The organism is Amycolatopsis sp. NPDC003676 (genome assembly GCF_053587275.1).
In genome coordinates this window covers 1-25,219 of sequence record NZ_JBSFNS010000051.1, presented here as the reverse complement: position 1 = coordinate 25,219, position 25,219 = coordinate 1, and the positions used below count along the sequence as shown (strand labels likewise).

The following is a 25,219-nucleotide window of genomic DNA, read 5'->3' as shown; positions in this document are numbered from 1 at the left end:
CATTGTGCGCAAGGTAATTCACGAAAACGGGTGGCCTCGTGCGGCAGAATTCTGGGGTGACCAATCCTCCTGAACGTCCTGACCCGCCGATGGCGGGGGACGAGCGCACTCAGCTCACCGGGTTTCTCGACTTCCTGCGGGCCAGCGTGGTGTGGAAATGCTCCGGCCTCTCCGACGACCAGGCTCGCCAGAAGCACGTTCCCAGCGAGTTGACCACGATCGCCGGGTTGTTGTGCCACCTCACGCTCGTCGAGAACTACTGGTTCCGCGTCGTGCTCGACGGGCAGCCGGACGAGTGGGCGGATCGGCTCGAAATCGACCGGGACGCTGAGTTCCGGGTCGCGTTGGAGCTGCCGATGACGCAGTTGATCGCTGATTACGAGGCCGAGACCGAGAAGTGCCGGGCGGTGGTCGCGGCTCGGGGGTTCGAGGACACGGTGTTGTTCAAGGGGGATAAGCCGCTCACCGTGCGTTGGGTTGTCACGCACATGATCGAGGAGACCGCGCGCCATCTCGGGCACTTGGACCTTTTGCGCGAGCTGACCGACGGTCTCACCGGCGAGTGAGCCTCGATCGCGCGCAGCTGGTCGACGACCTCGAACTGCTGCGCGCGACCGTGGCGTGGAAGTGCTCCGGACTCACCGACGAACAGGCTCGCTGGCCCGGCGAGCTGATGACTGCTGCCGGGATTCTGTGGCATCTCGCGTTGGTGGAGAACACCATGTACGACGTCGTCGTCACCGGGCAGCCGGAGCGGTGGGCCGAGCGGCTGGAGGCGGGGCGCGACGCTGCGTTCGAGGTGGGGCTCGACCTGCCGGTCGAGGAGGTGCGCAGCGCTTATCGGGACAATGTCGAGCTGTGTCGCCAGGTCATCGCGGATCGGTCACTGGAGGATCCGGTGGGGTTCGAGGGCGATCAGTTGGTGACCGTGGCGACGGTGGTCGAGTACTTGGTGAAGGAGACCGCGCGGCATCTTGAGTTGTTGCGGGGGCTCATCGGGGAGTGAGTTTCTTCGGGGGCAGCGGCAGGAATCCACTGGTGCGGGCGATGTAGTCGGCGTAGCCGGGGCGGGTCTGCTGCATGCCTTTCTCCAGCATGGGCTTGCCGGTGCCGCGGGCGAGGGTGAAGGTCATCGCGACCGGAGAAAGCACTGTCGCCGCACCGGGCCACGTTGAGCAGGCCAGCAGGTAGAGGCCCCACCAGACGCAGGCGTCGCCGAAGTAGTTCGGGTGGCGGGTGTAGCGCCAGAGGCCGGTGTCCAGGACCTCGCCTTGGTTCGCTGGGTTGGCGCGGAAGCGGCGGAGTTGTTCGTCGCCGATGGTTTCGAAGGCGAAGCCGAGCAGCCAGACCGCCACGCCCAGCCAGGCGGTGACGCCGAAACCCGTGCCGGACATGGCGAATTGCACGGGCAGCGAAACGAACCACAGGACCACGGCTTGCATCAGGTAGGTCCGCACGAAGATCCGGACGCCGGGGTTCTGGCCGGCGCGTTCGACAATCTGCTGGTAACGCGGGTCTTCCGGCTTGTCGCGGTTGCGCAGGTGCAGGTGGACGGCCAGGCGGACGCCCCAGATGACGGTGAGGGCGGCGGTGGTCAGCCGCAGGGCGAGCGGGCCGGTGCCGAAGGGGAACGAGACCACGGCTACGAGGGCGAAACCCAAGCCCCAGAAGGTGTCGATGGTGTCGTAGCGACGGCGCAGGCGGGCGATGCCGAAGGTCAAAGTCACCGCGGCCAGGGTGACTCCGGCGGTGAGGCCGAGCAGCGCGATCATGCCCACTCCCTCGTCCACGGCATTCCGGAGCGGCCGTTCGCGTCTGGTCGCACGGCCAGGATCTGGTCCACGCCCATGCGGTTCTCCTCGAAGGCGAGTGCGCCGCCGACCAGGTACAGCCGCCAGACTCGGGCGCCTGCCTCGCCGATCAACGCGACGGCCTCGTCCCAGTGTTGCTCCAGCGTGTCCGCCCAGGCTCGAACGGTCGGGACGTAGTGCTCGCGCAACACGTGCACGTCGCGGATTTCGAAGCCGGCGGTTTCCAGGTGGCCGAGGGTGCGGCTCAGCGGGCGCATGGTCATGTCGGGGGCGATGTAGCGCTCGATGAACGCACCGCCGCCGGGCGCGACGGCTCCGCGCGACATCTGTTGCAGCAGCAGTCGTCCGGTGGGTTTGAGCATGCGGAACAACGTGGCGGTGTAGGTCGGGTAGTTGTCCTCACCGACGTGTTCGCCCATTTCGATGGAGGCTACGGCGTCGAAGGATTCTCCGGCGAGTTCCCGGTAGTCCTGCCTGCGGATCTCGACGCGGTCGTCCAGGTCGTGCTGTGCCAGGCGGGCTTTGACGTGCTGTACCTGCTCGGCGGAGATCGTGACGCCGACGGCCTCGACACCATGATGCTTCGCCGCGTGCACGAGGAGCGAACCCCAGCCGCAGCCGACGTCGAGGAGGCGCATACCTGGTCGGAGGCCGAGTTTCCGGCAGATCAGTTCGAGTTTGTCGTGCTGGGCGCGGGAGAGATCGGCGGATTCGGACCAGTAGCCCGAGGAGTACGCCATCGAATCGTCCATCAGCAGCTGGTAGAAGGCGTTCGACAGGTCGTAGTGATGCGAGATCGCCGACCGGTCCCGGCCGAGGGTGTGCAGCTTTCCGCGCAGCCGGGCTTCCTCGGCGGGCGGCTTCGGCGGCAGGCCGAACACTCCGAGCCGGGCGGCCAAGCGGATCGCCTCGCCGAAGTCGCGGGCGGACAGCTGCGGCCGGTAAGCCCAGGCTCGCCGGAAGCCTTCGGTGAGATCGCCCTCGACGTCCAGGTCGCCCGACACGTAAGCCCGCGCCAGGCCCAGCTCGCCGGGCGAGTACAGCAGCCAGCGCAGCGCGCGGCGGTTTTTCAGGACGACGGTCGGCCCGGCAGGCCCGGCCTGGTGGCCGTCCCAGGTGCGGACGGCCACCGGGAGCGGACCGCCGAGGATGCGTTCGGCGAAGTCGGCCAGTCGGTGAGCTGCGGATTTCGGCATACCAGGGCTTCGGAGCCGACGGTCGCGCGGATTGGTACCAATCCAAGCTGTCGACCGCGCCGAATGCCTTCCGTGCACCACACCACGGGACAACGCATCGCTGTCATCGGCAGCGGGGTCGCCGGCCTCACCGCCGCGTACCTGCTGCAGCGCCGCCACGAGGTTCTGCTGTTCGAGGCCGACGACCGGCTCGGCGGACACGCCCACACCCACGACGTGCCGAGCGCACACGGCGGGACGGTCGCCGTCGATTCCGGGTTCCTCGTCCACAACGAGCGCACCTATCCGACGCTGCTGCGGCTGTTCGGCGAACTCGGCGTGCGCACCCGCGAGACCGAGATGTCGATGAGCATCCGCTGCGACGGCTGCGGCCTGCAGTACGCCGGGGCGAAAGGCCTGCGCGGGCTGTTCGCGCAGCGGAGCAACGCCGCGTCGACGCGTTACCTGCTCATGCTGGCCGAGGTGAAGCGGTTCCACCGGCACGCCGAACGGCTGCTGTCCCGTGCTGACGCGGGCGACGTCCCGCTCGGCGCGTTCCTGGCGATCGGCGGGTATTCGCAGTACTTCGTGGACCATTTCGTGCTGCCGCTCGTTTCGACGGTGTGGTCCGCCGATCGCACCGACACGATGCAGTATCCGGCGCGGTACCTGTTCGAATTCCTGCGCAATCACGGAATGCTCACCGTGCGGAACTCGCCTACGTGGCGGACGGTCGTCGGCGGTTCGCGGGAGTACGTCGAGCGGGCGGCGAAACAGCTGACTGCCGTGCATTTGTCCACTCCGGTTCGCTCGGTGCAGCGGACCGCGCGCGGCGTCGAGGTGCGCGATGATGCCGACACCGCGCACCGGGTCGACCGGGTTGTGGTGGCGACCCACGCCGATCAGGCGTTGCGGCTGCTGGCGAATCCCACCGCAGCGGAACACGAACTGCTCAGCACCTTCCGCTACTCGCGCAACGAAGCCTTGCTGCACACCGATCCGGCCGTGTTGCCGACCGCGGCTGCCGCCCGCGCCTCCTGGAATTACCGGACGCCTGGCTGCGGTGCCGATCTGCACGCCGTCCAAGTCACTTACGACCTGAACCGGCTGATGGGTCTCGAGGAAGCGACGACGTACGCCGTCACGCTCAATCCGAGCGACGGCCTCGATTCCGCCGCGGTGGTCGCGAAAATGTCTTACGAACACCCGATCTATACGCCGGAATCCGTTGCCGCGCAAAGGCGTCTGTCGGAATTGAACGACGGGGTCATCGCGTACGCCGGTGCTTATCAAGGCTGGGGATTCCACGAGGACGGCTGTTCCTCCGGCGTCCGCGCCGCGGCCAGTTTCGGGGTGACCTGGTGACCGCTCTCTACGACGCCACTGTCGCGCACGTCCGCCGGGTCGATCCGCCGTACTCGTTCGCACACCGGATGTACCTGTGGCTGACCGACCTCGACCGCCTGCCGCGGCTGCCGTGGTGGCTCCGGCCGTTCGCGCGCTTCGACGGCCGCGACCACTTCGACCGGGACGAGCCCGGCGACATCCGGTCCAAACTGGACGCTTGGCTCGCGCACCGCGGAGTGGACTTGCGCGGCGGGCCGGTGACGATGCTCGCTTCGGCGCGTGTTCTCGGGTACGTGTTCAATCCGATCACCGTCTACTGGTGCCACACGCCCGACGGCGCGCTCGCCTGCGTGGTCGCCGAGGTGCACAACACCTACGGCGGCCGGCATGCCTACCTGCTCCAGCCGGGGGAAGACCTTCGGGCGGACAAGGAGTTCTACGTGTCGCCGTTCCAGGAGATGACGGGGGAGTACCGGATGCACCTGCCGCGCCCGGACGCGCTGCTGGCGTTGACCGTCGTCCTGCACCGCGACGGCGACGCCGCGCTGACGGCTACGCTGCGAGGAGTCCGCCGTCCGGCCGGGATCCGCACGCTCGCGCGGTTCCTGCTGGGCCGGCCGCTGCAACCGCAGCGCGTCGCCGCGCTGATCCGTCGCCACGGGCTCGCGCTGTGGCGGCGCAAGGCCCCGCTCGCCGCCCGGACCGGACAGAACACGGCAGGAGTCCTCCATGGATGAGAGCGCACGCCCGGCCGACCGGCTCTCGGCGGTGCCGTCGTCGCCGAGCGCCGAGGACCTGATGGCGCTGGTCGCGAAGGGGGACGAACGCGCCTTCGAGCGGCTTTACGATCAGCTCGCCGGTCCCGTCTACGGGCTCGTCCGCCGCATCGTGCGGGACCCCGCGCAGTCCGAGGAGGTCGCGCAGGAGGTGCTCGTGGAGCTGTGGAAGACCGCCACGCGCTACTCGGCGGCGAAGGGCAGCGTCCTGAACTGGGCGATGACCCTCGCGCACCGGCGCGCGGTCGACCGGGTGCGGTCCGCGCGGGCGAGCACCGAACGCGAACGGAAAGCGACCTTCGAAGCCGCGCGCGGACGTCCGTTCGACGAGGTCGCCGAATCCGTCGCGACCCGGCTGGAACGCTCGCAGGTGCGGCGCTGCCTGAAGACGCTGACCGAATTGCAGCGGGAATCCGTCCTCCTGGCCTACTACCAGGGCTACACCTACCGCGAGGTCGCCGACGTGCTGGACACGCCGCAGGGGACGGTCAAGACCAGACTGCGCGACGGATTGATCCGGCTGCGCGACTGCCTGGGGGTGACGGCGTGACCAGTCCGGAGATGCACACGTTGGCCGGCGCGTACGCGCTCGACGCGCTGTCGGAGGTCGAGCGGGCCCAATTCCGTCGTCATCTCGACCAGTGCGAGGCCTGCGCACAGGAAGTGCGGGAACTGAGCGAGACCGCGGCCCGGCTCGGCGCGGCGATGGACGAGCAGCCGCCGTCCGGCCTCAAGGACCGAGTCCTCGCGGAGATGCGCACGACCCGCCAAGTGCCGCCGCGAACCGATTCCGCCGAACCGCGCCCGCGCGGCCCGCGCCGCTGGCCGATGCTGATCGCCGCCGCCGCTGCCGTCGTCGGGCTCGCCTTGGCCGGCGTGTTCGGCGGGATCGCTCTGCACACCAGCAGCCAGCTCACCAGCGCACAGTCCGAATTGGACGCCGCGCGCGACCGGTACCTGCCGGTGGCCGAGTTGCTGACCGCGCCGGACGCGCGGACCGAGCACGTCGTGTCGCCGCGCGGGGGCGGCGGCACGGTGGTGGTTTCGCGGAAGCTGGACCGCGTGATGTTCATGCAGTCCGGGCTGCCGCCGGTCCAGTCCGGGAAGGTGTACGAGGCCTGGCTGATGGGCCCGGATCTCGCGCCGCGACCGGCCGGACTGCTGCCCGGGGGACCGTCGGGTTCGCTGGTGGTGGCGGACGGTTTGGCTGGTGCGCAGCAGTTCGCGATCAGTGTCGAGCAGGCAGGTGGGGCGCCGTCGGGGAAGCCGTCGAGCGACGTCGTGCTGGTCACTTCGGTGCCCGCATAGCAGACCGCGCGCCGGGCTTCGCGGCGGGCTCCGGCCTTGCGCACGGCTTCGCGTTGTGGCAAAACACCTTTGCCGCTCACGGCGTGGCTACTGGATTAGAGCTTGCGCGGCGCCTACCGTCCTGCCTTGACGCCGGTGGTTGACATAACTCTCACTCTCGGGTTGAGGTTGAGGGTTTCCGGCCCCGGCGGGCGGCATGTGCACATCACGATCAGGAAGGCGGACCCGATGACGCCCCCGCACAACTACCTTGCGGTGATCAAGGTCGTCGGCATCGGCGGCGGCGGCGTGAACGCCGTGAACCGGATGATCGAGGTCGGCCTCAAGGGTGTCGAGTTCATCGCGGTGAACACCGACGCCCAGGCACTGCTCATGTCCGACGCCGACGTCAAGCTCGACATCGGCCGGGAACTCACCCGCGGACTCGGCGCCGGAGCCGCCCCCGAGGTGGGGCAGAAGGCGGCCGAGGACCACCGCGAGGAAATCGAAGAGGTCATCAAGGGCGCCGACATGGTGTTCGTGACCGCGGGCGAGGGCGGCGGCACCGGCACCGGCGGCGCGCCGGTCGTCGCGCAGATCGCCCGCAAGCTCGGCGCGCTCACGATCGGCGTGGTGACCCGCCCCTTCACCTTCGAGGGCAAACGCCGCGGCAAGCAGGCCGAGGACGGCATCCAGCAGCTGCGCAACGAATGCGACACGCTGATCGTGATCCCGAACGACCGGCTGCTGCAGCTCGGCGACATCGGCGTGTCCCTGATGGACGCGTTCCGTTCCGCCGACGAGGTGCTGCTCTCCGGTGTCCAGGGCATCACCGACCTGATCACCACGCCGGGTCTGATCAACCTGGACTTCGCCGACGTCAAGAGCGTCATGTCCGGCGCGGGCTCCGCGCTGATGGGCATCGGCTCCGCGCGCGGCGAAGGGCGGGCGATACAAGCCGCGGAGAAGGCGATCAATTCGCCGCTGCTGGAAGCGTCGATGGACGGGGCGCACGGCGCGCTGCTGTCCATAGCGGGCGGATCGGACCTCGGGCTGTTCGAGATCAACGAGGCCGCGTCGCTCGTGCAGGAATCGGCGCACCCGGACGCGAACATCATCTTCGGGACGATCATCGACGACTCCCTCGGCGACGAGGTCCGCGTCACGGTGATCGCGGCCGGCTTCGACGCCGGCGCGCCCACGCACAAGAAACTCGACCCGCCCGCGTTCGGCGGCAAACAAGGCAACGGCACCGCGTCCGCCGCGGCGGGCCAGGTCGGCGGCGGTTCGGCTCCGCAGTCCCCGCCGCAGACCGGGGCGACCCCGGTGCCGCCCGCGGGCAGCTCCGGCTACCCGGTGGCTCCGCCGCGGACCCCGTCGTCGGGCCTGCCGCAGCCGGGCACCGGTACCCCGCCGGGCGGCCTCCCGCAACCCGGAGGCGGCACGCGGGGGTATTCGCCGATCGGTTCGGGTTCTGCGACGGGCGGTCTGCCGAGCCGCCCGACGACGGTCCACGACGACCCGACCGACGACGACGTGGACGTGCCGCCGTTCATGCGGCGGTAAGCACGGTTTTCCGGCAGGCGGCCGTCCCGACACGTTCGGGGCGGCCGTTGTCGTATCTCGTGAGTGTTTATGCCGGTTCTAACCGGCATTGCCGCGCACGAGGCTCGGGAGGGCAGCCGCCGCGGTTTTTGGCAGGATGGCGGGGTGCGAGTACGACGAGTGGTCACGACCAGGGCGGGCGGGGCTTCCCGGCCGCCGTACGAGAGTTTCAACCTCGGGGACCACGTCGGCGACGACGCGGGCGACGTCTACGCCAACCGCAAGCGGCTGGCGTCCGAGCTCGGTCTCGCCGAGGACAAGCTGGCCTGGATGGAACAGGTGCACGGCCGCACCGCGACGGTCGTGGACGGCACCGAGACGTTGGCAGCCGAAGCCACCGACGCGCTGGTGACTGACCGTCCGGGCGTCGCGCTCGTGGTGCTGGTCGCGGACTGCGTTCCGGTGCTCATGGCGGATCCGGAAGCGGGCGTCGTCGCCGCGGTGCACGCGGGACGGGTCGGGGCGCGCGTCGGCGTGGTGCCCGCCGCGCTGGAGGCGATGCGCGAACTCGGGGCCGAACCGAACCGGGTCGAGGCGTTGCTGGGGCCGGCGATTTGCGGCGATTGCTACGAGGTCCCGGCCGCGATGGCCGCCGACGTCGAGAAGCATCTGCCCGGCAGCTCCTGCAAAACGCGCAAGGGCACGACCGGTCTAGACCTGCGAGCGGGGCTCTGGCAGCAGCTGGCCGACCTGGGCGTCGGACGCGTCGGGGCGGACCCGCGGTGCACGGCGGAGGACAAGACGCTGTTCAGCTTCCGCCGCGACGGCACCACCGGCCGGATCGCCGGCATCACCTGGCTGGAAGAGGAGAAAGCGTGACCGAGGAGCGGCGGGCGGAGCTGGCGGCGTCGCTGGCCGCGGTCGAGGAGCGCATCGCGAACGCCTGCGCGGCGGCCGGGCGGTCCCGCGACGAGGTGCGGCTGCTGGGCGTCACCAAAACCTTCCCGGCGACTGACGCCGCGCTGCTCACCGACCTCGGACTGCTGAACCTCGCCGAAAACCGAGACCAGGAAGCCGGTCCGAAGGCGGCCGAGGTCGCGGAACTGCGTCCGGATGTCACGCCGCGCTGGCACATGGTCGGGCGGCTGCAGCGGAACAAGGCGCGCTCGGTGGTGCGCTGGGCGGCCGAGGTCCAGTCGGTCGACTCGGTGCGGCTCGCCGACGCGCTCGCCCGCGCGGTCGCGGCCGCGCAGGAGGCGGGGGAACGGACCGGACCGCTCGACGTATTGGTCCAGGTGAGCCTCGACGGCGACGTCGCGCGCGGCGGGACCCTGCTGGAAGACGTCGACGCCCTCGCCGACCACATCGCCCACACGGGGGAGCTGCGGTTGCGAGGCGTGATGGCTGTGGCCCCGTTAGGGGAAGACCCGGGCACTGCTTTTGCCCGGCTGTCCCGCTCGGCGGAAAGAGTTCGCGCCCGGTATCCGGAAGCCGCTGACGTGTCCGCCGGAATGAGCCATGATCTGGACCAGGCGATCCGGCACGGCTCGACGTGTGTGCGTGTCGGAACCGCGTTGCTCGGCGGGCGCGGTTTAGCCTCGCCGTAGGGAGCCCGCCCGGTGGTCACGTTTCGTGTCCGGCCGGTCGGGGCACAACGGTGCGGGAGCGGCAAGGGCTAGGGAGAGGCTATGAGCGCGCTGCAGAAGCTGAAGGCCTACTTCGGGATGGTGCCCGCGGACGAAGACGGCTACGACGACGGTTACGACGAGTACGACGACGGCTACGACCAGCCGCCGGCCCGGACCCGGGCGCGTTACCGCGACGTCGAAGAGAGCTACGACGAGCCCGCCGCGCGCGTGCGGTCGCGGGCGATGGCGGCCGAGCCGTCCACGCACGGCGCGCTCGCCGTGGACCGCCAGCCGGAGCCGGTCGCCCGGCTGCGGCCGGTCGCCGAACCGGTCGCCGCGCCGGCCCGGGACCCGCTCAGCCGGATCACGACGCTGCACCCGACGAGCTACATCGAGGCGCGGGCGATCGGCGAGCACTACCGCGAGGGCATTCCGGTGATCATCAACCTCACCGAGATGGAGAACGCGGACGCCAAGCGGATCGTGGACTTCGCGGCGGGGCTGGCGTTCGCCGTGCGGGGGTCGATGGACAAGGTCACCAACAAGGTGTTCCTTCTCTCACCGCCCGATGTGGACGTGACCGCCGAGGACCGCCGGCGGATCGCCGAGGGCGGATTGTTCCTGCGCGGGTGAACACGGCCGGACCGCTGGGCGCAGCCAGACGTGATTTTGTCGACTATGTCGCCCTCGGGGCGGCTGGTCGCGCCCAACTCGGCCGTCCCCCGCTAGAGTGGTCGCCGTGAATGCTGTGTGGCTTGCGATCTGGTACGTGCTGTTTGCCTTCTGGCTGCTGCTCACGGCCCGGATCGTGGTCGAGCTCGTGCGGACTTTCGCACGGGAATGGCGTCCCGCCGGAGGGGTTGCGGTGACGCTCGAGACCATCTACACAGTGACCGACCCGCCGGTGCGGTTGTTCCGCAGGATCATTCCGATGGTCCGGATCGGCGGCGTAGGACTGGACTTGTCGATTATGGTGCTGCTGTTGGTTGTGTTCTTCGCGATGCAACTGACACCCAGGTGATCGGGGAAAACCCGGGTGTGTCCTGCAGGCCATGGAGTGCGTGAGGTGATCTGATGTCGTTGACCCCCGCTGACGTGCATAACGTCGCGTTCAGCAAGCCGCCCATCGGCAAGAGGGGCTACAACGAGGACGAGGTGGACGCGTTCCTCGACCTGGTGGAGACCGAGCTTGCCCGGTTGATCGAGGACAACAACGAGCTGCGGCAGCAGGTGGAGCAGCTCGACGCCGAGCTGGAGTCGACCCGCTCCGAGCTCGAGAACGCGAAGGTCGCCGGCCCGCCGCCGGGCCGCGACCCCGAGCCGTCGCGGCGGCTCGCCCCGGTTCCGCCGCCCGCGTCGGCGATGGAGCAGACCCAGGCGCACTCGATGGTTCCCGACAGCGGCGAGCCGAATGTGCAGGCCGCCAAGGTCCTCGGCCTGGCGCAGGAAATGGCCGACCGGCTCACCGCCGAGGCGAAGACCGAGTCCGACGGGATGCTGGCGGAGGCGCGGACCAAGTCCGAGCAGCTGCTGTCCGACGCGCGGGCGAAGTCCGACTCGATGGTGAACGAGGCGCGCACCCGCGCCGAGACGATGCTGAACGACGCGCGCACGCGCGCCGAGACGCTGGAGCGCCAGGCGCGCGACAAGGCGACCACCATGGAACGCGAGTCGCAGCGCAAGTACACCGAGACGATGAACAACCTGAACGCCGAAAAGGGCGCTCTGGGCAAGAAGATCGAAGAACTCCGCACGATCGAGCGCGAATACCGCACCCGGCTGCGCGGATTCCTCGAGTCCCAGCTGCGCGAGCTCGACGACCGAGGCTCCGCGGCCCCGGCGTCGGCGTCGTCGGGTTCGAGCCAGTCCTCGACCGGGACCAGCGGTCAGGGTTACTCGTTCGGCCCGCGCGCCGAGGCCGGCTGACCCACTGCCGATACGCACCCCGCCGGATGACCTTCCGACCCGGCGGGGTTTCGGCGTGTCCGGATCCGGTGCCGCCACGGTGGGGAATCGGCGGGGTACGCCGCGTGGGCGGGTCGCATCCGGAAAACGGGCGGCCCGTGTTGTAATTCAGCGTGCTCTACATCGTCCTTCTTCTGGTGCTGGCGGCTCTCGGGCTGCTCGTCACGGCGCTCATCACGGGCACCTCGCTGTGGGCCTGGGTTTCCATCGGCCTTTCCGTGCTCGCCGGGCTGCTTTTGCTCGTCGACTGGCTGCGGCGGCGCAAGCGCGCGGACGCCGGTGACGCCGCGGACTCCGACGCCGAGCCGGAGACGGATTCGGACGCCGACCCGGATTCGGAGAAGAAGGACGAGGCGGCCCCGGCCGAGGAGGACGCCGAGCAGACCGCGCTGCTCCCCGCGACGGGAGAGCTGGGCGATCCGGCGGACGTGCCGGAACCGAAGGCCGAGAAGCCCGCTTCGGAAGGCGAGCCCAAATCCGAAGCCAAGGCAGTGCGCGACACTCCGCCCGGCGTCGAGGAAACCGCGCCGGAGGACCTCGAGGTGGTCAAGGAACTCGAGGACGAGGTCGTGGTCGTCGACGAGTACCCGCGCTACCACCTGGTGGACTGCGGCTGGCTGTCCGGTCGCGACACCATCCCGATCGGCGTCGGCGAGGCGCGGCAGCTGGGCTTCACGCCGTGTGCGCGGTGCGGTCCGGACGCGGTGCTTGCCGCGGCGCATCGCTGACTCCCAGCACCTCTTCCAGTACCCGTGCGCCATTCTCGGTGAGCTGAACCGCTCGATGCGCCTTCGCGCGTGACCGGAGCCATCCTGCGTCCATGAACCGTCGGGTGACGGCTGCGCCCAGCGCTCCCGCCAGGTGATGGCGCTGCTCCGTCCAATCCAGACAGAAGCGCAGCAGTGGACGACGGCTCTCTGCGGCTGCCTCGACATCCACGCCTAACGCGGCGAAGACCTCGTCGGCGGCAGGACCCAGCACGTACGGATGTTCTTGCAGCTGCGAGGAGATCCGGTCCCCGGGCCGTCGCCGGGTGGTCGGGTCACCGTCCACAGTGGCCAGTGCGCCGCGGTCGAGCAAAGCCGCCGTCACGGTCACGCCCAGTCGCCCGGCGACGTGGTCGTAGCACAATCTCGCCGTGCGCAAGGCTTCCGCGCGCGTGCCTTCCCGCAGCGAGCGGACCGGGCGCGCGGGGGAGTGCCGGGCGAGCGCTTCCAACAGATCCGGGGCCGCACCGGCGATGCGGTAAAACCGGTGCCGGCCGGACTTTTCCGCAGTCACCAAGCCCGCAGCCAGCAACTTCGACAGGTGCGCGCTCACGCCCTGCGCGGTCAGACCCGCCTCGCCAGCCAGTACCGACGCGGCCAGCGACCGGCCGTCCGCCAGCGCCATCATCACCCGGACCCGCGCCGGATCGGCGAACAGGGCGGCGGTGCGCGCGATGTCGGCGTCTCCTTCCATGCCTCCAGCATGCCCCCGGCACACTTCCACCGCGACGGAAGCGTTCCCGGTGTCTGCTGGACCCATGCGCACCGCGATCTTGTTCACCATGTGCGCCGGGATGTTCCTGGTGCAGCTCGACGTCACCGTCGTCAACGTCGCTCTCCCCACTCTCGGCAGCGAACTCCACGCGGACGTTCCGCAGGTGCAATGGGTGGTGGTCGGGTATTCGGTCGTGCTCGCCGCGTTGCTGCTGACCGGCGGAGCGCTCGGCGACGTCCTCGGGCACCGCGGCGTGGTGCTGACCGGGCTGGCCGTTTTCGGGGCTGCTTCGGCGGCGTGCGGGCTGGCGCAATCGGCGGGCTGGCTCGTCGCGGCTCGAGCGGTGCAGGGCGTCGGGGCGGCGTTGTTGCTGCCGGGCACGATGGCCGTCATCACCGGGACGTTCCCCGGACGCTCGGAACGGGCCCGGGCATTGGGGATTTGGGCCGGGATTTCGGCGCTCGCGCTGCCCGCTGGACCGTTGCTGGGCGGGATTCTCGTGCAGACGGCCGGGTGGCGGCCGGTGTTCTGGCTGAACGTCCCGATCGTCGCCGCGGCGGCCGTCGCGACTCGCCGGATGGTGCCGCCGGACGTCCGGAAACCGGGCCGCGTCGACGTTCCCGGGGCGGCGACCGCGGCCCTGGCGCTCGGCTCTGGCGTGTACGCGGTGATCGCGAAGACGCCGTGGGTCGGGTTGCTGGCGGTGGCGGCGGCCGTGGCGTTCGTCGTGGTGGAACGGCGCGTTGCCGAACCGATGCTGCCGCTGTCGCTGCTGCGGTCCCGGCAGACGGCGGGCGCGAATCTGGTGTCCGCGGCGATGAACTTCGTCGGGCTCGGTTCGGTGCTGGTGTTCACGCTCTACCTGCAGGACGTGCTCCGCGCGGACCCGATTGCCGCCGCGGTCGCGTTGCTGCCGATGTTCCTGCCGCTGGTCCTCGTCGGCCCGGTCTCCGGGAGGCTCACCGCGAGGTTCGGCCCGCGCCCGCAGATCGTGACCGGGCTCGTCCTCGGCGCGGCGGCGATGCTGAACCTGCTGCGGATCGGCCCGGACACCGGGTACGGCACGTTGCTGCCGACGCTGCTCGTGCTCAGTGTCGGGATGGGACTGCTGACCGCTGCCGTGGTGACCGCGGCAGTGGCCGACGCGCCGGGGGAGCGCGCGGGGATCGCGGGCGGGATCAACAACGCGGCCCGGCAGGCCGGCGGCGCGCTCGGGGTGGCGGTTTTCGGTGCGGTGGCGGGAGAACCGGCGGCGCACGCGGCGTTCGTGCACGGCCTGCATCTGCTCGGGTTCGTCTCGGCGGGGCTGTGGCTCGCGGCGGCGGTGCTCGCGGCGGTGACGGTGCACGCCAGGGCAGGGCGAAAGCGAGTTGCGGCGACGGGTTAATCTGGTGTCAGCAAGGCGTCGATCCGGCCATCACCGGGGAGCCTCCGGAAGAACCGGGCGCTCGCCGCCCGCAGTAGAACCGGACGGGTGCGGCCCGTGACAGCCGTGCGAACGAGTGGCCCGGGAGCAGCGTGCCGGGCAAGCGGGGTGGTACCGCGTGACGCGCGAGCGTCTCGTCCCCGTGTGGGCGGCCGCCGGTCGCCCGTACGAGCGACGAACGCAAGGAGCACCCGGATGTACCCCCAGGCTTCGCCGGGCGGAGAGACCACGGTCCCGTCCCAGCCGTCGTTCCCCGCGCTGGAGGAGAGCGTCCTCGCGTACTGGGAGAGCGACCGGACCTTCCAGGCGACCATCGACGCCCGCCCCGAGGGCACCAACGGCGACAACGAGTACGTCTTCTACGACGGCCCGCCCTTCGCCAACGGCCTCCCGCACTACGGGCACCTGCTCACCGGGTACGTAAAGGACATCGTCCCGCGCTACCAGACGATGAAGGGCAAGCACGTCGAGCGGCGGTTCGGCTGGGACACCCACGGCCTGCCCGCCGAACTCGAGGCGATGCGGCAGCTCGGGATCACCGAGACGACCGAGATCGAAGAGATGGGCATCGCGAAGTTCAACGAGGCTTCGCGCGAATCCGTGCTGCGCTACACCGACGAATGGCGCGAGTACGTCACCCGCCAGGCCCGCTGGGTCGACTTCGACAACGACTACAAAACGCTCGACGTCACCTACATGGAGTCGGTGCTCTGGGCGTTCAAACGCTTGTGGGACAAGGGACTCGTCTACGAGGGCTACCGCGTCCTGCCCTACTGCTGGCGCGACGCGACGCCGCTGTCCAACCACGAGCTGGGCATGGACGCCGACGTCTACCGCAACCGGCAGGACCCGGCCGTCACGGTCGGATTCCGCTTGGAGGGCAACGACAACGAGCTCGACGGCACCTATCTGCTGATCTGGACCACGACGCCGTGGACGCTGCCGTCCAACCTCGCGACCGCGGTGCACCCCGAGGTCGAGTACGTCGTGGTGGAGAACGACGGCAAGCGGTTCCTGCTCGCCGAAGCGCGCGTGGCCGCGTACGCCCGTGAACTCGGCGAGGAGCCGACGGTCGTCGCGCACTACACCGGTGCGGACCTGCTCGGAACCCGTTACGCACCGCCGTTCCCGTACTTCGTCGGCACGGAGAACGCGCACCGTGTCCTGTCCGCGGACTACGTCACCACCGAGGACGGCACCGGCGTCGTGCACATCGCGCCCGCTTACGGCGCCGAGGACAAGGTGGTCACCGACGCGGCCGGGATCACCCCGGTCACGCCGGTCGACGAGCACGGCAAGTTCGACGCCACCGTGCCGGATTACGCCGGGCAGCAGGTGTTCGACGCGAACCCGAACATCGTGAAGGACCTCAAGAACGGCACCGGCGGCGCGGCGGCGCAGGGCGCGGTGCTGCTGCGGCACGAGACCTACGACCACTCGTACCCGCACTGCTGGCGCTGCCGGAACCCGCTGATCTACCGCGCGGTGTCGTCCTGGTTCGTCGCGGTGACGCAGTTCAAGGACCGGATGGTCGAGCTGAACCAGCAGATCACCTGGTACCCGGAGAACGTCAAGGACGGCCAGTTCGGCAAGTGGCTGGAGAACGCCATCGACTGGTCGATCTCCCGCAACCGCTACTTCGGCACGCCGATCCCGGTGTGGCGCAGCGACGACCCGGACTACCCGCGCATCGACGTCTACGGCTCGCTCGACGAGCTGGAGGCCGACTTCGGGGTGCGGCTGGACAACCTGCACCGGCCCTACATCGACGAGCTGACCCGGCCGAACCCGGACGACCCGACCGGCACATCCACCATGCGCCGCGTGCCGGACGTGCTCGACGTGTGGTTCGACTCCGGGTCGATGCCGTACGCCCAGGTGCACTACCCGTTCGAGAACGCCGACTGGTTCGAGCACCACTACCCGAGCGACTTCATCGTCGAGTACATCGGGCAGACCCGCGGCTGGTTCTACCTGCTGCACGTGCTCGCGACCGCGCTGTTCGACCGGCCCGCGTTCCGCACCTGCGTGTCGCACGGCATCGTGCTCGGCTCCGACGGCCAGAAGATGTCGAAGTCGCTGCGGAACTACCCGGACGTCAACGAGGTCTTCGACCGCGACGGGTCCGACGCCATGCGGTGGTACCTCATGGCGAGCCCGATCCTGCGCGGCGGCAACCTCGTCGTCACCGACCGGGGGATCCGCGACGCGGTCCGCCAGGCCGTGCTTCCGCTGTGGAACTCGTACTACTTCCTTGCGCTGTATGCGAATGCCGAAGGCAAGCAAGGACAGTGGCGCACGGATTCCACGCACCTGCTCGACCGGTACGTGCTCGCGAAGACGCACGAGCTCGTCACCGACGTCGAGGCCGCGATGGACGGCTACGACATCGCGGGCGCGTGCCAGACCGTGCGGGACTTCCTCGAGGTGCTCACGAACTGGTACGTCCGCCGGTCGCGGGACCGGTTCTGGGCGGGCGAGCAGGACGCGATCGACACGCTGCACACGGTGCTGGAGGTGACCTGCCGGGTCGTCGCGCCGCTGCTGCCGCTCACCACGGAAACGGTGTGGCGCGGGCTGACCGGCGGCCGTTCGGTGCACCTGACCGACTGGCCGAACGCGCTCGACCTTCCCGCCGACGCGGCGCTGGTGACCGCGATGGACAAGGTGCGGCAGGTGGCGTCGTCGGCGCTGGCGCTGCGCAAGGCGAACAAGCTGCGGGTGCGGCTGCCGCTGGCGAAGCTCGTCGTCGCGGCCGAGGACGTCGAACCGCTGCGCGGGTTCACCGAGATCCTGCGGGACGAGGTGAACGTGAAGTCGGTGGAGCTGACCACCGACGTCGCGGCGCACGGCACGTTCGAGGTCGCGGTGAACGCGCGGGCGGCCGGGCCGCGGCTGGGCAAGGCTGTGCAGCAGGTGATCAAGGCGGTCAAGGCGGGCGACTGGACGACGAACGCGTCCGGCGCGGTCGTGGCGGCGGGCGTCGAACTGGTCGAGGGCGAGTACGACCGGCGGCTGGTCGCGGCCGGCGGCGGCGCGGCGGCCGAGCTGCCCGGCGGGGCCGGTCTGGTCGTGCTGGACACCGAGGTCACCGAGGAGCTGGCGGCCGAGGGCCTGGCGCGCGACCTGGTCCGCGTGGTCCAGCAGGCCCGCCGCGAGGCCGGTCTCGACGTCGGCGACCGGATCTCGCTGACCGTGGACGCCACCGACGAGGTGAGCGCGGCGGTGCGCAAGCACGAGGAGTTCGTGGCCTCCGAAACGCTCGCGACGTCGGTGTCCTACGGCGAGGTGGCCGAGGGCTTCGACGGGACGGTCGGCGAGGGCGTGAAGGTCCGCGTGGCGGTCGCGAAGGCGTGATCCGCCTCCCGCGAGCCGGGTCGCTGGGCATTCGCTCCGCGTGGCCGCGGTGAACGTACGTGAGGGGAACCCTGAGGGAATCAGATTCCCTCAGGGTTCCCCTCACGTACCTCAGCGGGAGCGGGAAAGCCGCGCGGCCCAGCCGGTGCCGCCGGACGGGCGGCCCTCGGCTCCTCCGCGCGGGGAAGCGTCTGCTAGGGATTTCCCATGACTTCAGAAGCCGCCGCCGAACCGGCCGTCGAGGGGCTGGCCGCCGGCTTGCGCCAGCGGCACCTCGCCATGCTCGCGATGGGCGGCGTGATCGGTTCGGGATTGTTCGTCAGCTCCGGCGTCGGGATCAAGCTCGCGGGGCCTGGCATCGTGCTGTCCTTCGTGCTCGCGGGAGCGCTGGCGATGCTGGTCATGCGCATGATGGCCGAAATGGCCGCCGCGATCCCGGCCAGCGGGTCGTTCTCGGTGCACGCCGAGCGCGCGTTCGGGCCGTGGGCCGGGTTCGCCATCGGCTGGCTGTACTGGGCCGCTTTGGTCGTCGTGCTCGCCGTGGAGGCGACCGCGGCCGCCATCATCGTGAACAGCTGGCTGCCCGGCATTCCGCAGTGGGCGCTGGTCCTGATCTTCATGGCTGTGCTGACCGCGGTCAATTTCACCGCGGTGTCCCGGTTCGGCGAGCTCGAGTTCTGGCTGGCGCTGATCAAAGTCGTGGCGGTCGTGGCATTCCTGGTTCTCGGCGTGCTCGCGTTCCTCGGGGTGCTTCCGGGCACGTCCTTCGTCGGCACCGCCAATCTTCTCGGCCAGGGCGGGTTCCTGCCCCACGGATGGCAAGGCGTCGGCACCGGGTTGCTCGCCGTCGTCTTCACCTTCGGCGGCCTGGAAGTGGTGACCATCGCGGCCGCGGAATCCGACGATCCCGCGCACGCCGTCGGCAAGGCGGTCCGCAACGCGGTCGTGCGGATTTCGGTGTTCTACATCGGTTCCATGCTGGTCATCGTCTCGCTCCTGCCGTGGTCGAGCGTCCAAACCGGACAGAGCCCGTTCGCCGCGGTGCTCGAGCGGATCGGGATCCCGGCGACCGGGCAGATCATGAACGTCGTCGTGCTGTTCGCCTTGCTGTCCACGCTGAACAGCAACATGTACGGCGCGGCGCGCATGGTGTATTCGCTGGCGCGGCGCGGACACGCTCCGTGCGCACTGACCAAAGTGGACCGTAATGGCGTGCCTGTCTTCGCTGTCGCGGCCTCGGTGTTGTTCGGCTTCGTCGCCGTGGCGCTCAACGCGCTTTGGCCGGACACCGTCTTCCAGTACCTGCTGAACGCGGTCGGCTCGGTGCTGCTGATCGTGTGGATCATGGTCGCCTGCACCCAGTTGCGAGTGCGGCGGCAGCTGGAACGCACCGCGCCGGACAGCCTGACCGTGCGGATGTGGGGCTTCCCGTACCTGACGTGGGTCACCCTCGTCGCGATGGTCGCGATCCTGGTGGTGATGCTCGGCGACCACGACGCCAGGATCCAGCTGATCAGCTCGGGAATCCTGGTCGCGGTGCTGGTCGTGGCCGGGATCTGGTGGCAACGCGCCCGACGGAAGGCCGACCAGACTGTATAACGACCTATACGGCACCGCATTGATCACGAATTTGTCGCGTTCTCCGAGGTAACACCCGGTTCCGTGCAGCGATGGGCAAGCTGAGCCAGGGACGCGGGCGGACCGCGTGGGGCGAGGGGGATGCGACGGTGAGTCCTGCCGGGAAGAAGGGCGTGCTGATCGGCGGCGCGCTGGCCGTGGTCGGGATAGTGGTGGCGGCGGTCGTGCTGCTCAGCGGCGGGGGATCGACGGCGGCAACGCCAGGTTCGGAGCCTCCATCGACCGCCGCGCAGCCCAACGATCCGACGTCGGCGGCCCGCGAGTATCTGCTCGCCTTCGGTGCGAAGGACGCCGACACGGCCAGCAAAGCGACCGACGCTCCGACGGACGCCTCTTCCGCGCTCCAGGACGCGTGGGCGTCGCTTCGGCCCACGCAGCTGACCGCCAAGCTCGGCGACGTCGGCGCGGCGCAGGGCGACAAGGCCACGGCGGGCTACACCATCACCTGGAACCTCGGCCCCGGCCGCACCTGGACGTACACCGGCAACCTCGGCCTCGTCCAGGCACAAGGCAAGTGGCGGGTCCACTGGGCGCCGACGGTGCTGCACCCCAAGCTCGAAGCCGGACAGCGGCTGGCGATCGCGTCCTCGGACGTTCCGGCGGTGGTCGACCGCGACGGCAAGCCGCTCGTCGTCTCCGGCAGCGGCGGGCTGAAATTGGCTGATGACAAGGCGTTCCCGTTGCTCCGTTCAGCGCTCACCGGGCACGGGCAGGCGTCCGAAGCCTTCGCGGTCGAGCGCGTGGACGCGTCGGGCAAGAGCCAGGAGACGCTGTTCGGCAATCCCGAAGGCGACCACAAACCGGCCAGCACCGGGCTCAGCCTCGCGACTCAGAACGCGGCTCAGGCAGCGGTGGACGGGTATCGCGGCAAGGCGGTCCTCGTCGCGATCCAGCCGTCTTCCGGCGACGTGCTCGCGGTGGCGCAGAACAGCAACGTCACCAACGCGGCGTCGGCGTTCAGCGGCCAGTACGCGCCGGGCTCGACGTTCAAGATCGTCACCGCGACCGCGGCGCTGGAAGCGGGACTGGTCACGCCGGATTCCTCGGTTCCGTGCCCGCTGACCGACCGGATCGGCACCCGCACGCTCTCCAACGAGGGGTTCGACCTCGGCACGACCACCGTGCACAAGGCGTTCGCGAAGTCCTGCAACACCACGTTCGCCCGGCTCGCGTCGCAGCTGCCCGCCGACGGGCTCGCGAAGGCGGCCACCCAGTTCGGCCTCAACGCCGACTTCGGGATCAGCGGCCTGTCCACCGAGCTGGGCCGCGTCGACCCGGCGGCGAACGCCGACGAGCAGGTCGAGGACGGCATCGGCCAGGGAAAGGTGCAGGTCAGCCCGATGGGAGCGGCGGTGATGGCGGCGACCGCGGCGTCCGGCCGCAGCGTCGTGCCGAAGCTGTGGGCGGACGGCACCAAGGTCAACACCGGCTACACCCCGCCGCCGGGCTCGGTGCTGTCGGCGTTGCGCGGGATGATGCGCGAGGTCGTCACCGGCGGCACGGCGACCGGGCTGTCGCACTCTGGCTCGGTGTTCGGCAAGACCGGCACCGCGCAGTTCGGCGACGGCGCTGAGGCGCACGGCTGGTTCGTCGGCTACCGCGGCGACCTGGCGTTCGCGGTGTTCCTGGAGGGGGCCAACGACTCCAAACCGGCCGTCTCGCTGGGCGCGAAGTTCCTCGACGCGCTGTAGTTCGGCCGCGGCCGAAGCATCCGCGCTCTACCTTAGGAGCATGGAAACTGTCGCCTTGGCCGAAGTCGCCGCCGTGCTCGCCGATCCGAGCCGCGCGACCATGTGCCTCGCGCTGCTCGACGGCCGCGCTTGGACGGTCGGCGAACTGGCCGCAGCGGCGCAGGTCGCGGTCTCGACGGCCAGCGAGCACGTGACGCGGTTGGCCGAGGCGGGGTTTGTGGCCCGGGTGAAGCAGGGGCGGCACGCGTACGTGCGGCTCGCGAATCCGCGGGTTGCTGAGTTGATCGAGCATTTGGCGCAGCATGCCGAGCTGAAGCGGCCGTCCGGGCTGCGGACTTCGTTGCGGGTACAGCGATTGTCCTTCGCGCGCAGTTGTTACGACCATTTGGCGGGCACGCTCGGGGTCGCTCTGCGGGACGGGATGGTCGAGCGGGGCCTGATCGACGTGTCGGACGGGCTCGCGCTCACCGACACCGGACGCGAGGTGCTGGCCGATCTCGGCGTGGCGGTCCCGGATCGGCCGCGCCGGCCGCTGCTGCGCGACTGTCTCGATTGGACAGAGCGGCGCGAGCACCTCGCCGGCGTGGTCCCGGCAGCGGTGCTGGAGCGGGCGGTCGAGGCGGGATGGCTGACGCGGGACCAGCAGCGCGCGGTCCGGGTTCTGCCCGGTGCGAGGGGGCCGTTCGCCGCGCTCGGTGTCGATCTCGCGACGGTGAGTGCCGCCCAGGCGTCGTAACACACCTGGGTGGTCCCCCGCACCGGTGGTGCGCGCTCGGGAACCGGACACTGCCTCACTATTCTGGACGCCTGCGGGCGACCGGGAGGGAGGCGGGCGAGTGAACGAGCTTCCCATGGTGCTGGGCGTCGGCGCGCTGGTTCTGGTCGTCTCGGTCGTCGCGGTGCGGGTGTCCATCCGGCTCGGATTCCCGTCGCTGCTGCTGTATCTCGGAATCGGCGTCGTGCTCGGCGAGGCCGGGTTCGGCATCCGCTTCGACAATCCGGCGCTCACCCAGTCCCTCGGCCTCGCCGCGCTCGTCCTGATCCTCACCGAAGGCGGGCTCACCACGCGCTGGTCCGCGGTGAAACCCTCGCTGGGGCCCGGAATCCTGCTGTCCACAGTGGCCGTGGTGATCAGCATCGCGGTCACCGGCGCGGCCCTGCACTGGCTGCTCGGCCTGGATTGGCGGCTGGCTCTGCTGTGGGGCGCGGTCCTCGCGTCCACCGACGCCGCGGCGGTGTTCTCCGTGCTGCGCACCGCCGGGGTCGGCAAACGGCTCGTCGGCGCGCTGGAGCTGGAATCCGGCATCAACGACGCGCCCGCCTACATCGCGGTCGTCGTGCTCGCGTCCGGCGAGGCGGTCGACTGGTCGCTGCCGCTGCTGGTGGTCTACGAACTGCTCACCGGCCTCGTGCTCGGTCTCGCGTTCGGCTGGCTGGGCGCGCAGGCGCTGCGCCGGGCCGCGCTCCCGGCGACCGGTCTGTACCCGCTCGCCACGGTGGCGGTGTGCGTGCTCGCGTACTCCTCGGGGCAACTGGCGCACGCGTCCGGCCTGCTCGCGACCTACGTCGCCGGCCTGGTGCTCGGGAATTCCAAACTGCCGCACCGGTCGGACACCCTGTCGTTCGCCGAAGGACTCGGCTGGCTCGCGCAGATCGGCTTGTTCGTGCTGCTCGGTCTCTTCGCGTCGCCGACCCGGCTGCTCGAAACGCTGATTCCAGGCCTGGTCGCGGGTGCGGTGGTGCTGCTGCTCGCCCGGCCGCTGTCGGTGGTTCTGTCCCTGCTGCCGTTCCGCTTGCCCTGGCGAGACCAGGCATTCCTGTCCTGGGCGGGCCTGCGCGGCGCGGTGCCGATCGTGCTCGCGATGATCCCGCTGTCCGAAGGAGTGCCCGGCGCACAACGGCTCGTGGACGCGGTTTTCGTGCTCGTCATCGTGCTCACGATCCTGCAGGGCGCGACGCTGAGTCCGCTCGCGCGGATCCTCGGGCTCACGAAGGCGGCGCAGGCGCACGAGATCGAGGTCGATTCCGCGCCGCTCGACGAACTCGGCGCGGAACTGCTGCAGGTGCGCATCCAGAAGGGGTCGAAGCTGCACGGCGTGTACCTGTCGGAGCTGCGGTTGCCCGCCGGTGCGACGGTCAGTCTCGTGGTCCGCGGCGGTACCGGCTTCACGCCGCAGAAAACGAGCCGGTTGCAGGTCGAAGACCAGCTTTTGGTGGTCACGACCGCCGCCGACCGCGACGCGACCGAACGGCGGATCCGGGCGGTTGACCGGGCCGGCCGCCTCGCGCGTTGGCACGGCGAATCCGGGGCCTGAGTTTTCTGTCCTTTGTGGACGCTCCTTGTGACTGCCGTCTCAGATCACGAGACGGGTCTGGTTTCTTTCGGCGGTTGTCCGCTATCGTCGGTTTCAGGTCATGAGTGCCAGCGCGAAGCCCCGGCTTGCTGGCCGGCAACCCTCCTACCGCGGTGGGGTGCCCCGGGTGAGGACCAGGCCGGTCGCGCAGCGCGACGGGCAAGCGCGGGCCCCTCGCCGGGGGTCCCCCGGAACGCCGAGGAGGCGCCGTCATGACTCTCGCACTCGACCGGTCCACTGTTGTTCCCGCTGTGGCTGGCGCGTCGCTGCGGGTGCCGCTGGTGACGGGCGGCGACATCGGTTACGCCAATCTCGATCACGCGGCCAGCGCGCCCTGTCTGGACGCGGTTCGTTCGGCGGTGGACGAATTTCTTCCCTGGTATGCCAGTGTGCACCGTGGGGCCGGGTTTGCTTCGCAGGTCTCGACGCGGTTGTACGAGCGGACTCGTGGTGTGTTGCGTCGGTTCGTGGACGCTCGTAGTGGCGACTCGGTGATCTTCACTCGCAATACGACTGATGCGTTCAATCTGCTGGCGAAGGCGTTGCCGCGTAAGACTTCTGTGGTTGTTTTCGACAGTGAGCACCATGCCGCGTTGCTGCCGTGGCGGGGGCCGAATGTCCGGCGGGTGCAGTTGCCGCGGACTCGGCTTGCTGCGGTGTCCGTTGTGGACGAAGCGCTGGCGGAATGCCCGCAGGGGCCTCGGTTGGTGGTTGTCGCTGGGGCTTCGAATGTGACTGGCGAACTGCTGCCGGTTGCCGAGATCGCTGCGGTGGCTCGGAAGCACGGGGCTCGGGTGGCGCTGGATGCTGCTCAGCTTGCGCCGCATCGGCGGATTTCGTTGCGGGAGTTGGATGTCGACTACGTCGCGTTGTCCGGGCACAAGTTGTACGCGCCGTTCGGGGCTGGGGCGTTGGTCGGGCGCAGCGACTGGTTGCGGGCGGCTGAGCCTTATCTCGCCGGTGGTGGGGCGACCAAGCTGGTGACTGAGGAAGCTGTCGTGTGGAACAGCGGTGAGGAGCGGCACGAGGCTGGGTCGCCTAACACCGTTGGGGTGTATGCGCTTGGGGTGGCTTGCGAGCAACTGGCGGCTGAGTGGGATGCCATCGGGGCGCATGAGGCTGCGTTGCTGGAGCGGTTGCGCAAGGGGCTTGAGGGGTTGCCTGGGTTTGCCGAGCTGCGGTTCTTTGACGCGCCGGTGGATCGGGTTGGCACGGTGAGCTTTGTGGTCGACGGGTTTGAGCCTGGGTGGCTGGCGGCGGTGTTGTCGGCTGAGTATGGGATTGGGGTGCGGGACGGGGCGTTCTGCGCGCATGTCGCGGCTCGGCGGTTGATTCGGGAGGCCGGCGGAGAGGGGCAGCAGGCGGTTCGGGTGAGTCTCGGGTTGGGGAGTACCGAGGAGCACGTGGATCGGTTGGTGCTGGCGTTGCGACAGATCGTGGCTCGGGGGGCTCGGTGGGAGTACGCGAAGGTTGACGGGCGGTGGGCTCCGGTGGGGGATACGCGGGAGTTGCCGGGGTTTTGTGTTTGACGGTGTGGGTTTTTGGGTGATCGCTTCAGGGTGATGTGCCGGAGGTTGGTGCCGGGTTGGGGTGATGTGCCGGGGTGGTGGGGCCGGTTTTCGGGGGTAGCTCGCCAGCTGTGTTTTTGGCGTCGGCTTCGCCGCCGCGGGCGGGATCGCTTTTATGCCGGCGTTTGGGGGCTGACCGGCGTGACGGGCCTTCGGCCTATCACGCCGG

At 69.8% G+C, this 25,219-nt stretch carries 23 protein-coding genes and 1 riboswitch; of the genes, 20 read left to right on the top strand and 3 right to left on the bottom strand.

Going from position 1 to position 25,219, the window contains the following annotated elements; translation table 11 throughout:
* Positions 1–56 precede the first annotated feature (56 nt).
* The gene (locus ACWDNU_RS26565) at positions 57–566 is read left to right on the top strand and encodes a DinB family protein (RefSeq protein WP_449670888.1); all 510 of its coding nucleotides are present in this window, start codon (positions 57–59) and stop codon (positions 564–566) included.
* Positions 563–1,006 (top strand): mycothiol transferase, encoded by a 444-nt coding sequence (locus tag ACWDNU_RS26560; protein ID WP_449670887.1) that lies wholly within the window; start codon positions 563–565, stop codon positions 1,004–1,006. The genes ACWDNU_RS26565 and ACWDNU_RS26560 overlap by 4 nt, the downstream gene beginning before the upstream one ends.
* Here the strand turns inward: ACWDNU_RS26560 and ACWDNU_RS26555 are convergent.
* Together ACWDNU_RS26555 and ACWDNU_RS26550 are read right to left on the bottom strand one after the other, a co-directional pair.
* Positions 993–1,772 carry a DUF1295 domain-containing protein gene (locus ACWDNU_RS26555; RefSeq protein ID WP_449670886.1) on the bottom strand — a complete coding sequence of 260 codons (780 nt, stop codon included), beginning with the start codon at positions 1,770–1,772 and terminating at the stop codon, positions 993–995. The two genes, ACWDNU_RS26560 and ACWDNU_RS26555, sit on opposite strands and share 14 nt — an antisense overlap.
* Positions 1,769–3,007 (bottom strand): class I SAM-dependent methyltransferase, encoded by a 1,239-nt coding sequence (locus tag ACWDNU_RS26550; RefSeq protein WP_449670885.1) that lies wholly within the window; start codon positions 3,005–3,007, stop codon positions 1,769–1,771. The genes ACWDNU_RS26555 and ACWDNU_RS26550 overlap by 4 nt, the downstream gene beginning before the upstream one ends.
* Before the next feature lie 63 nt (positions 3,008–3,070).
* On the opposite strand from ACWDNU_RS26550, the gene ACWDNU_RS26545 reads away from it, so the two are divergent.
* The 11 genes from ACWDNU_RS26545 to ACWDNU_RS26495 all read left to right on the top strand — a co-directional run bounded on the left by ACWDNU_RS26545 (position 3,071) and on the right by ACWDNU_RS26495 (position 12,262).
* On the top strand, positions 3,071–4,351 hold the full coding sequence (locus ACWDNU_RS26545) for an NAD(P)/FAD-dependent oxidoreductase (RefSeq protein WP_449670884.1): 1,281 nt from the start codon (positions 3,071–3,073) through the stop codon (positions 4,349–4,351).
* Positions 4,345–5,070, top strand: a complete 726-nt coding sequence (locus ACWDNU_RS26540; RefSeq protein WP_370940717.1) for a DUF1365 domain-containing protein — start codon at positions 4,345–4,347, stop codon at positions 5,068–5,070. The genes ACWDNU_RS26545 and ACWDNU_RS26540 overlap by 7 nt, the downstream gene beginning before the upstream one ends.
* On the top strand, positions 5,063–5,659 hold the full coding sequence (sigK, locus tag ACWDNU_RS26535; RefSeq protein WP_449670883.1) for an ECF RNA polymerase sigma factor SigK: 597 nt from the start codon (positions 5,063–5,065) through the stop codon (positions 5,657–5,659). Before ACWDNU_RS26540 ends, sigK begins: the two co-directional genes overlap by 8 nt.
* Entirely contained in the window at positions 5,656–6,417 is a 762-nt protein-coding gene (locus tag ACWDNU_RS26530) for an anti-sigma factor (protein ID WP_449670882.1), read from the top strand. Before sigK ends, ACWDNU_RS26530 begins: the two co-directional genes overlap by 4 nt.
* Positions 6,418–6,645: 228 nt before the next feature.
* Positions 6,646–7,962 (top strand): cell division protein FtsZ, encoded by a 1,317-nt coding sequence (gene ftsZ / locus ACWDNU_RS26525; RefSeq protein ID WP_344284881.1) that lies wholly within the window; start codon positions 6,646–6,648, stop codon positions 7,960–7,962.
* 144 nt (positions 7,963–8,106) lie between these two features.
* On the top strand, positions 8,107–8,820 hold the full coding sequence (gene pgeF / locus ACWDNU_RS26520) for a peptidoglycan editing factor PgeF (protein ID WP_449670881.1): 714 nt from the start codon (positions 8,107–8,109) through the stop codon (positions 8,818–8,820).
* Positions 8,817–9,548 (top strand): YggS family pyridoxal phosphate-dependent enzyme, encoded by a 732-nt coding sequence (locus ACWDNU_RS26515; protein WP_370935948.1) that lies wholly within the window; start codon positions 8,817–8,819, stop codon positions 9,546–9,548. Before pgeF ends, ACWDNU_RS26515 begins: the two co-directional genes overlap by 4 nt.
* 81 nt (positions 9,549–9,629) lie before the next feature.
* Positions 9,630–10,202 carry a cell division protein SepF gene (locus ACWDNU_RS26510; RefSeq protein WP_370935949.1) on the top strand — a complete coding sequence of 191 codons (573 nt, stop codon included), beginning with the start codon at positions 9,630–9,632 and terminating at the stop codon, positions 10,200–10,202.
* Between the two features lie 115 nt (positions 10,203–10,317).
* A complete protein-coding gene (locus ACWDNU_RS26505) occupies positions 10,318–10,590 on the top strand; it encodes a YggT family protein (protein WP_037367937.1) in 273 nt (90 codons plus the stop codon).
* Between the two features lie 53 nt (positions 10,591–10,643).
* The gene (gene wag31 / locus ACWDNU_RS26500; protein WP_116205401.1) at positions 10,644–11,495 is read left to right on the top strand and encodes a DivIVA-like cell division protein Wag31; all 852 of its coding nucleotides are present in this window, start codon (positions 10,644–10,646) and stop codon (positions 11,493–11,495) included.
* Positions 11,496–11,647: 152 nt separating this feature from the next.
* Complete coding sequence (locus tag ACWDNU_RS26495) at positions 11,648–12,262, top strand: hypothetical protein (RefSeq protein ID WP_449670880.1); 615 nt, start codon at positions 11,648–11,650, stop codon at positions 12,260–12,262.
* On the opposite strand, the gene ACWDNU_RS26490 is transcribed toward ACWDNU_RS26495, so the two are convergent.
* A complete protein-coding gene (locus tag ACWDNU_RS26490; protein WP_449670879.1) occupies positions 12,207–12,995 on the bottom strand; it encodes an ArsR/SmtB family transcription factor in 789 nt (262 codons plus the stop codon). The two genes, ACWDNU_RS26495 and ACWDNU_RS26490, sit on opposite strands and share 56 nt — an antisense overlap.
* A gap of 64 nt (positions 12,996–13,059) precedes the next feature.
* On the opposite strand from ACWDNU_RS26490, the gene ACWDNU_RS26485 reads away from it, so the two are divergent.
* The 7 genes from ACWDNU_RS26485 (at position 13,060) to ACWDNU_RS26455 (ending at position 25,011) form a co-directional block, all read left to right on the top strand.
* Positions 13,060–14,403, top strand: a complete 1,344-nt coding sequence (locus tag ACWDNU_RS26485) for an MFS transporter (RefSeq protein ID WP_449670878.1) — start codon at positions 13,060–13,062, stop codon at positions 14,401–14,403.
* Between the two features lie 234 nt (positions 14,404–14,637).
* On the top strand, positions 14,638–17,799 hold the full coding sequence (ileS, locus tag ACWDNU_RS26480; RefSeq protein WP_449670877.1) for an isoleucine--tRNA ligase: 3,162 nt from the start codon (positions 14,638–14,640) through the stop codon (positions 17,797–17,799).
* Positions 17,800–18,006: 207 nt separating this feature from the next.
* Positions 18,007–19,398 carry an amino acid permease gene (locus ACWDNU_RS26475; protein ID WP_449670876.1) on the top strand — a complete coding sequence of 464 codons (1,392 nt, stop codon included), beginning with the start codon at positions 18,007–18,009 and terminating at the stop codon, positions 19,396–19,398.
* A 71-nt stretch (positions 19,399–19,469) separates the two neighbouring features.
* Positions 19,470–21,128 carry a penicillin-binding transpeptidase domain-containing protein gene (locus tag ACWDNU_RS26470; RefSeq protein ID WP_449670875.1) on the top strand — a complete coding sequence of 553 codons (1,659 nt, stop codon included), beginning with the start codon at positions 19,470–19,472 and terminating at the stop codon, positions 21,126–21,128.
* Positions 21,129–21,168: 40 nt separating this feature from the next.
* Complete coding sequence (locus tag ACWDNU_RS26465; protein WP_449670874.1) at positions 21,169–21,864, top strand: ArsR/SmtB family transcription factor; 696 nt, start codon at positions 21,169–21,171, stop codon at positions 21,862–21,864.
* Between the two features lie 115 nt (positions 21,865–21,979).
* Positions 21,980–23,443, top strand: coding sequence for a potassium/proton antiporter (locus ACWDNU_RS26460; RefSeq protein ID WP_449670904.1), 1,464 nt, complete (start codon positions 21,980–21,982; stop codon positions 23,441–23,443).
* A 96-nt stretch (positions 23,444–23,539) separates the two neighbouring features.
* A riboswitch (SAM riboswitch) is annotated at positions 23,540–23,654 on the top strand.
* A gap of 40 nt (positions 23,655–23,694) precedes the next feature.
* The gene (locus ACWDNU_RS26455) at positions 23,695–25,011 is read left to right on the top strand and encodes an aminotransferase class V-fold PLP-dependent enzyme (RefSeq protein ID WP_449670873.1); all 1,317 of its coding nucleotides are present in this window, start codon (positions 23,695–23,697) and stop codon (positions 25,009–25,011) included.
* Positions 25,012–25,219: the final 208 nt, after the last annotated feature.

Bases quoted from the DNA above. Each gene is read 5' to 3' on its own strand.
- ACWDNU_RS26555 (WP_449670886.1), bottom strand. From the start codon at position 1,772: ATGATCGCGCTGCTCGGCCTCACCGCCGGAGTCACCCTGGCCGCGGTG.
- ACWDNU_RS26550 (WP_449670885.1), bottom strand. From the start codon at position 3,007: ATGCCGAAATCCGCAGCTCACCGACTGGCCGACTTCGCCGAACGCATC.
- ACWDNU_RS26545 (WP_449670884.1), top strand. From the start codon at position 3,071: ATGCCTTCCGTGCACCACACCACGGGACAACGCATCGCTGTCATCGGC.
- sigK (WP_449670883.1), top strand. From the start codon at position 5,063: ATGGATGAGAGCGCACGCCCGGCCGACCGGCTCTCGGCGGTGCCGTCG.
- ftsZ (WP_344284881.1), top strand. From the start codon at position 6,646: ATGACGCCCCCGCACAACTACCTTGCGGTGATCAAGGTCGTCGGCATC.
- ACWDNU_RS26510 (WP_370935949.1), top strand. From the start codon at position 9,630: ATGAGCGCGCTGCAGAAGCTGAAGGCCTACTTCGGGATGGTGCCCGCG.
- wag31 (WP_116205401.1), top strand. From the start codon at position 10,644: ATGTCGTTGACCCCCGCTGACGTGCATAACGTCGCGTTCAGCAAGCCG.
- ACWDNU_RS26490 (WP_449670879.1), bottom strand. From the start codon at position 12,995: ATGGAAGGAGACGCCGACATCGCGCGCACCGCCGCCCTGTTCGCCGAT.
- ACWDNU_RS26485 (WP_449670878.1), top strand. From the start codon at position 13,060: ATGCGCACCGCGATCTTGTTCACCATGTGCGCCGGGATGTTCCTGGTG.
- ileS (WP_449670877.1), top strand. From the start codon at position 14,638: ATGTACCCCCAGGCTTCGCCGGGCGGAGAGACCACGGTCCCGTCCCAG.
- ACWDNU_RS26475 (WP_449670876.1), top strand. From the start codon at position 18,007: ATGACTTCAGAAGCCGCCGCCGAACCGGCCGTCGAGGGGCTGGCCGCC.
- ACWDNU_RS26470 (WP_449670875.1), top strand. From the start codon at position 19,470: ATGGGCAAGCTGAGCCAGGGACGCGGGCGGACCGCGTGGGGCGAGGGG.
- ACWDNU_RS26465 (WP_449670874.1), top strand. From the start codon at position 21,169: ATGGAAACTGTCGCCTTGGCCGAAGTCGCCGCCGTGCTCGCCGATCCG.
- ACWDNU_RS26460 (WP_449670904.1), top strand. From the start codon at position 21,980: ATGGTGCTGGGCGTCGGCGCGCTGGTTCTGGTCGTCTCGGTCGTCGCG.
- ACWDNU_RS26455 (WP_449670873.1), top strand. From the start codon at position 23,695: ATGACTCTCGCACTCGACCGGTCCACTGTTGTTCCCGCTGTGGCTGGC.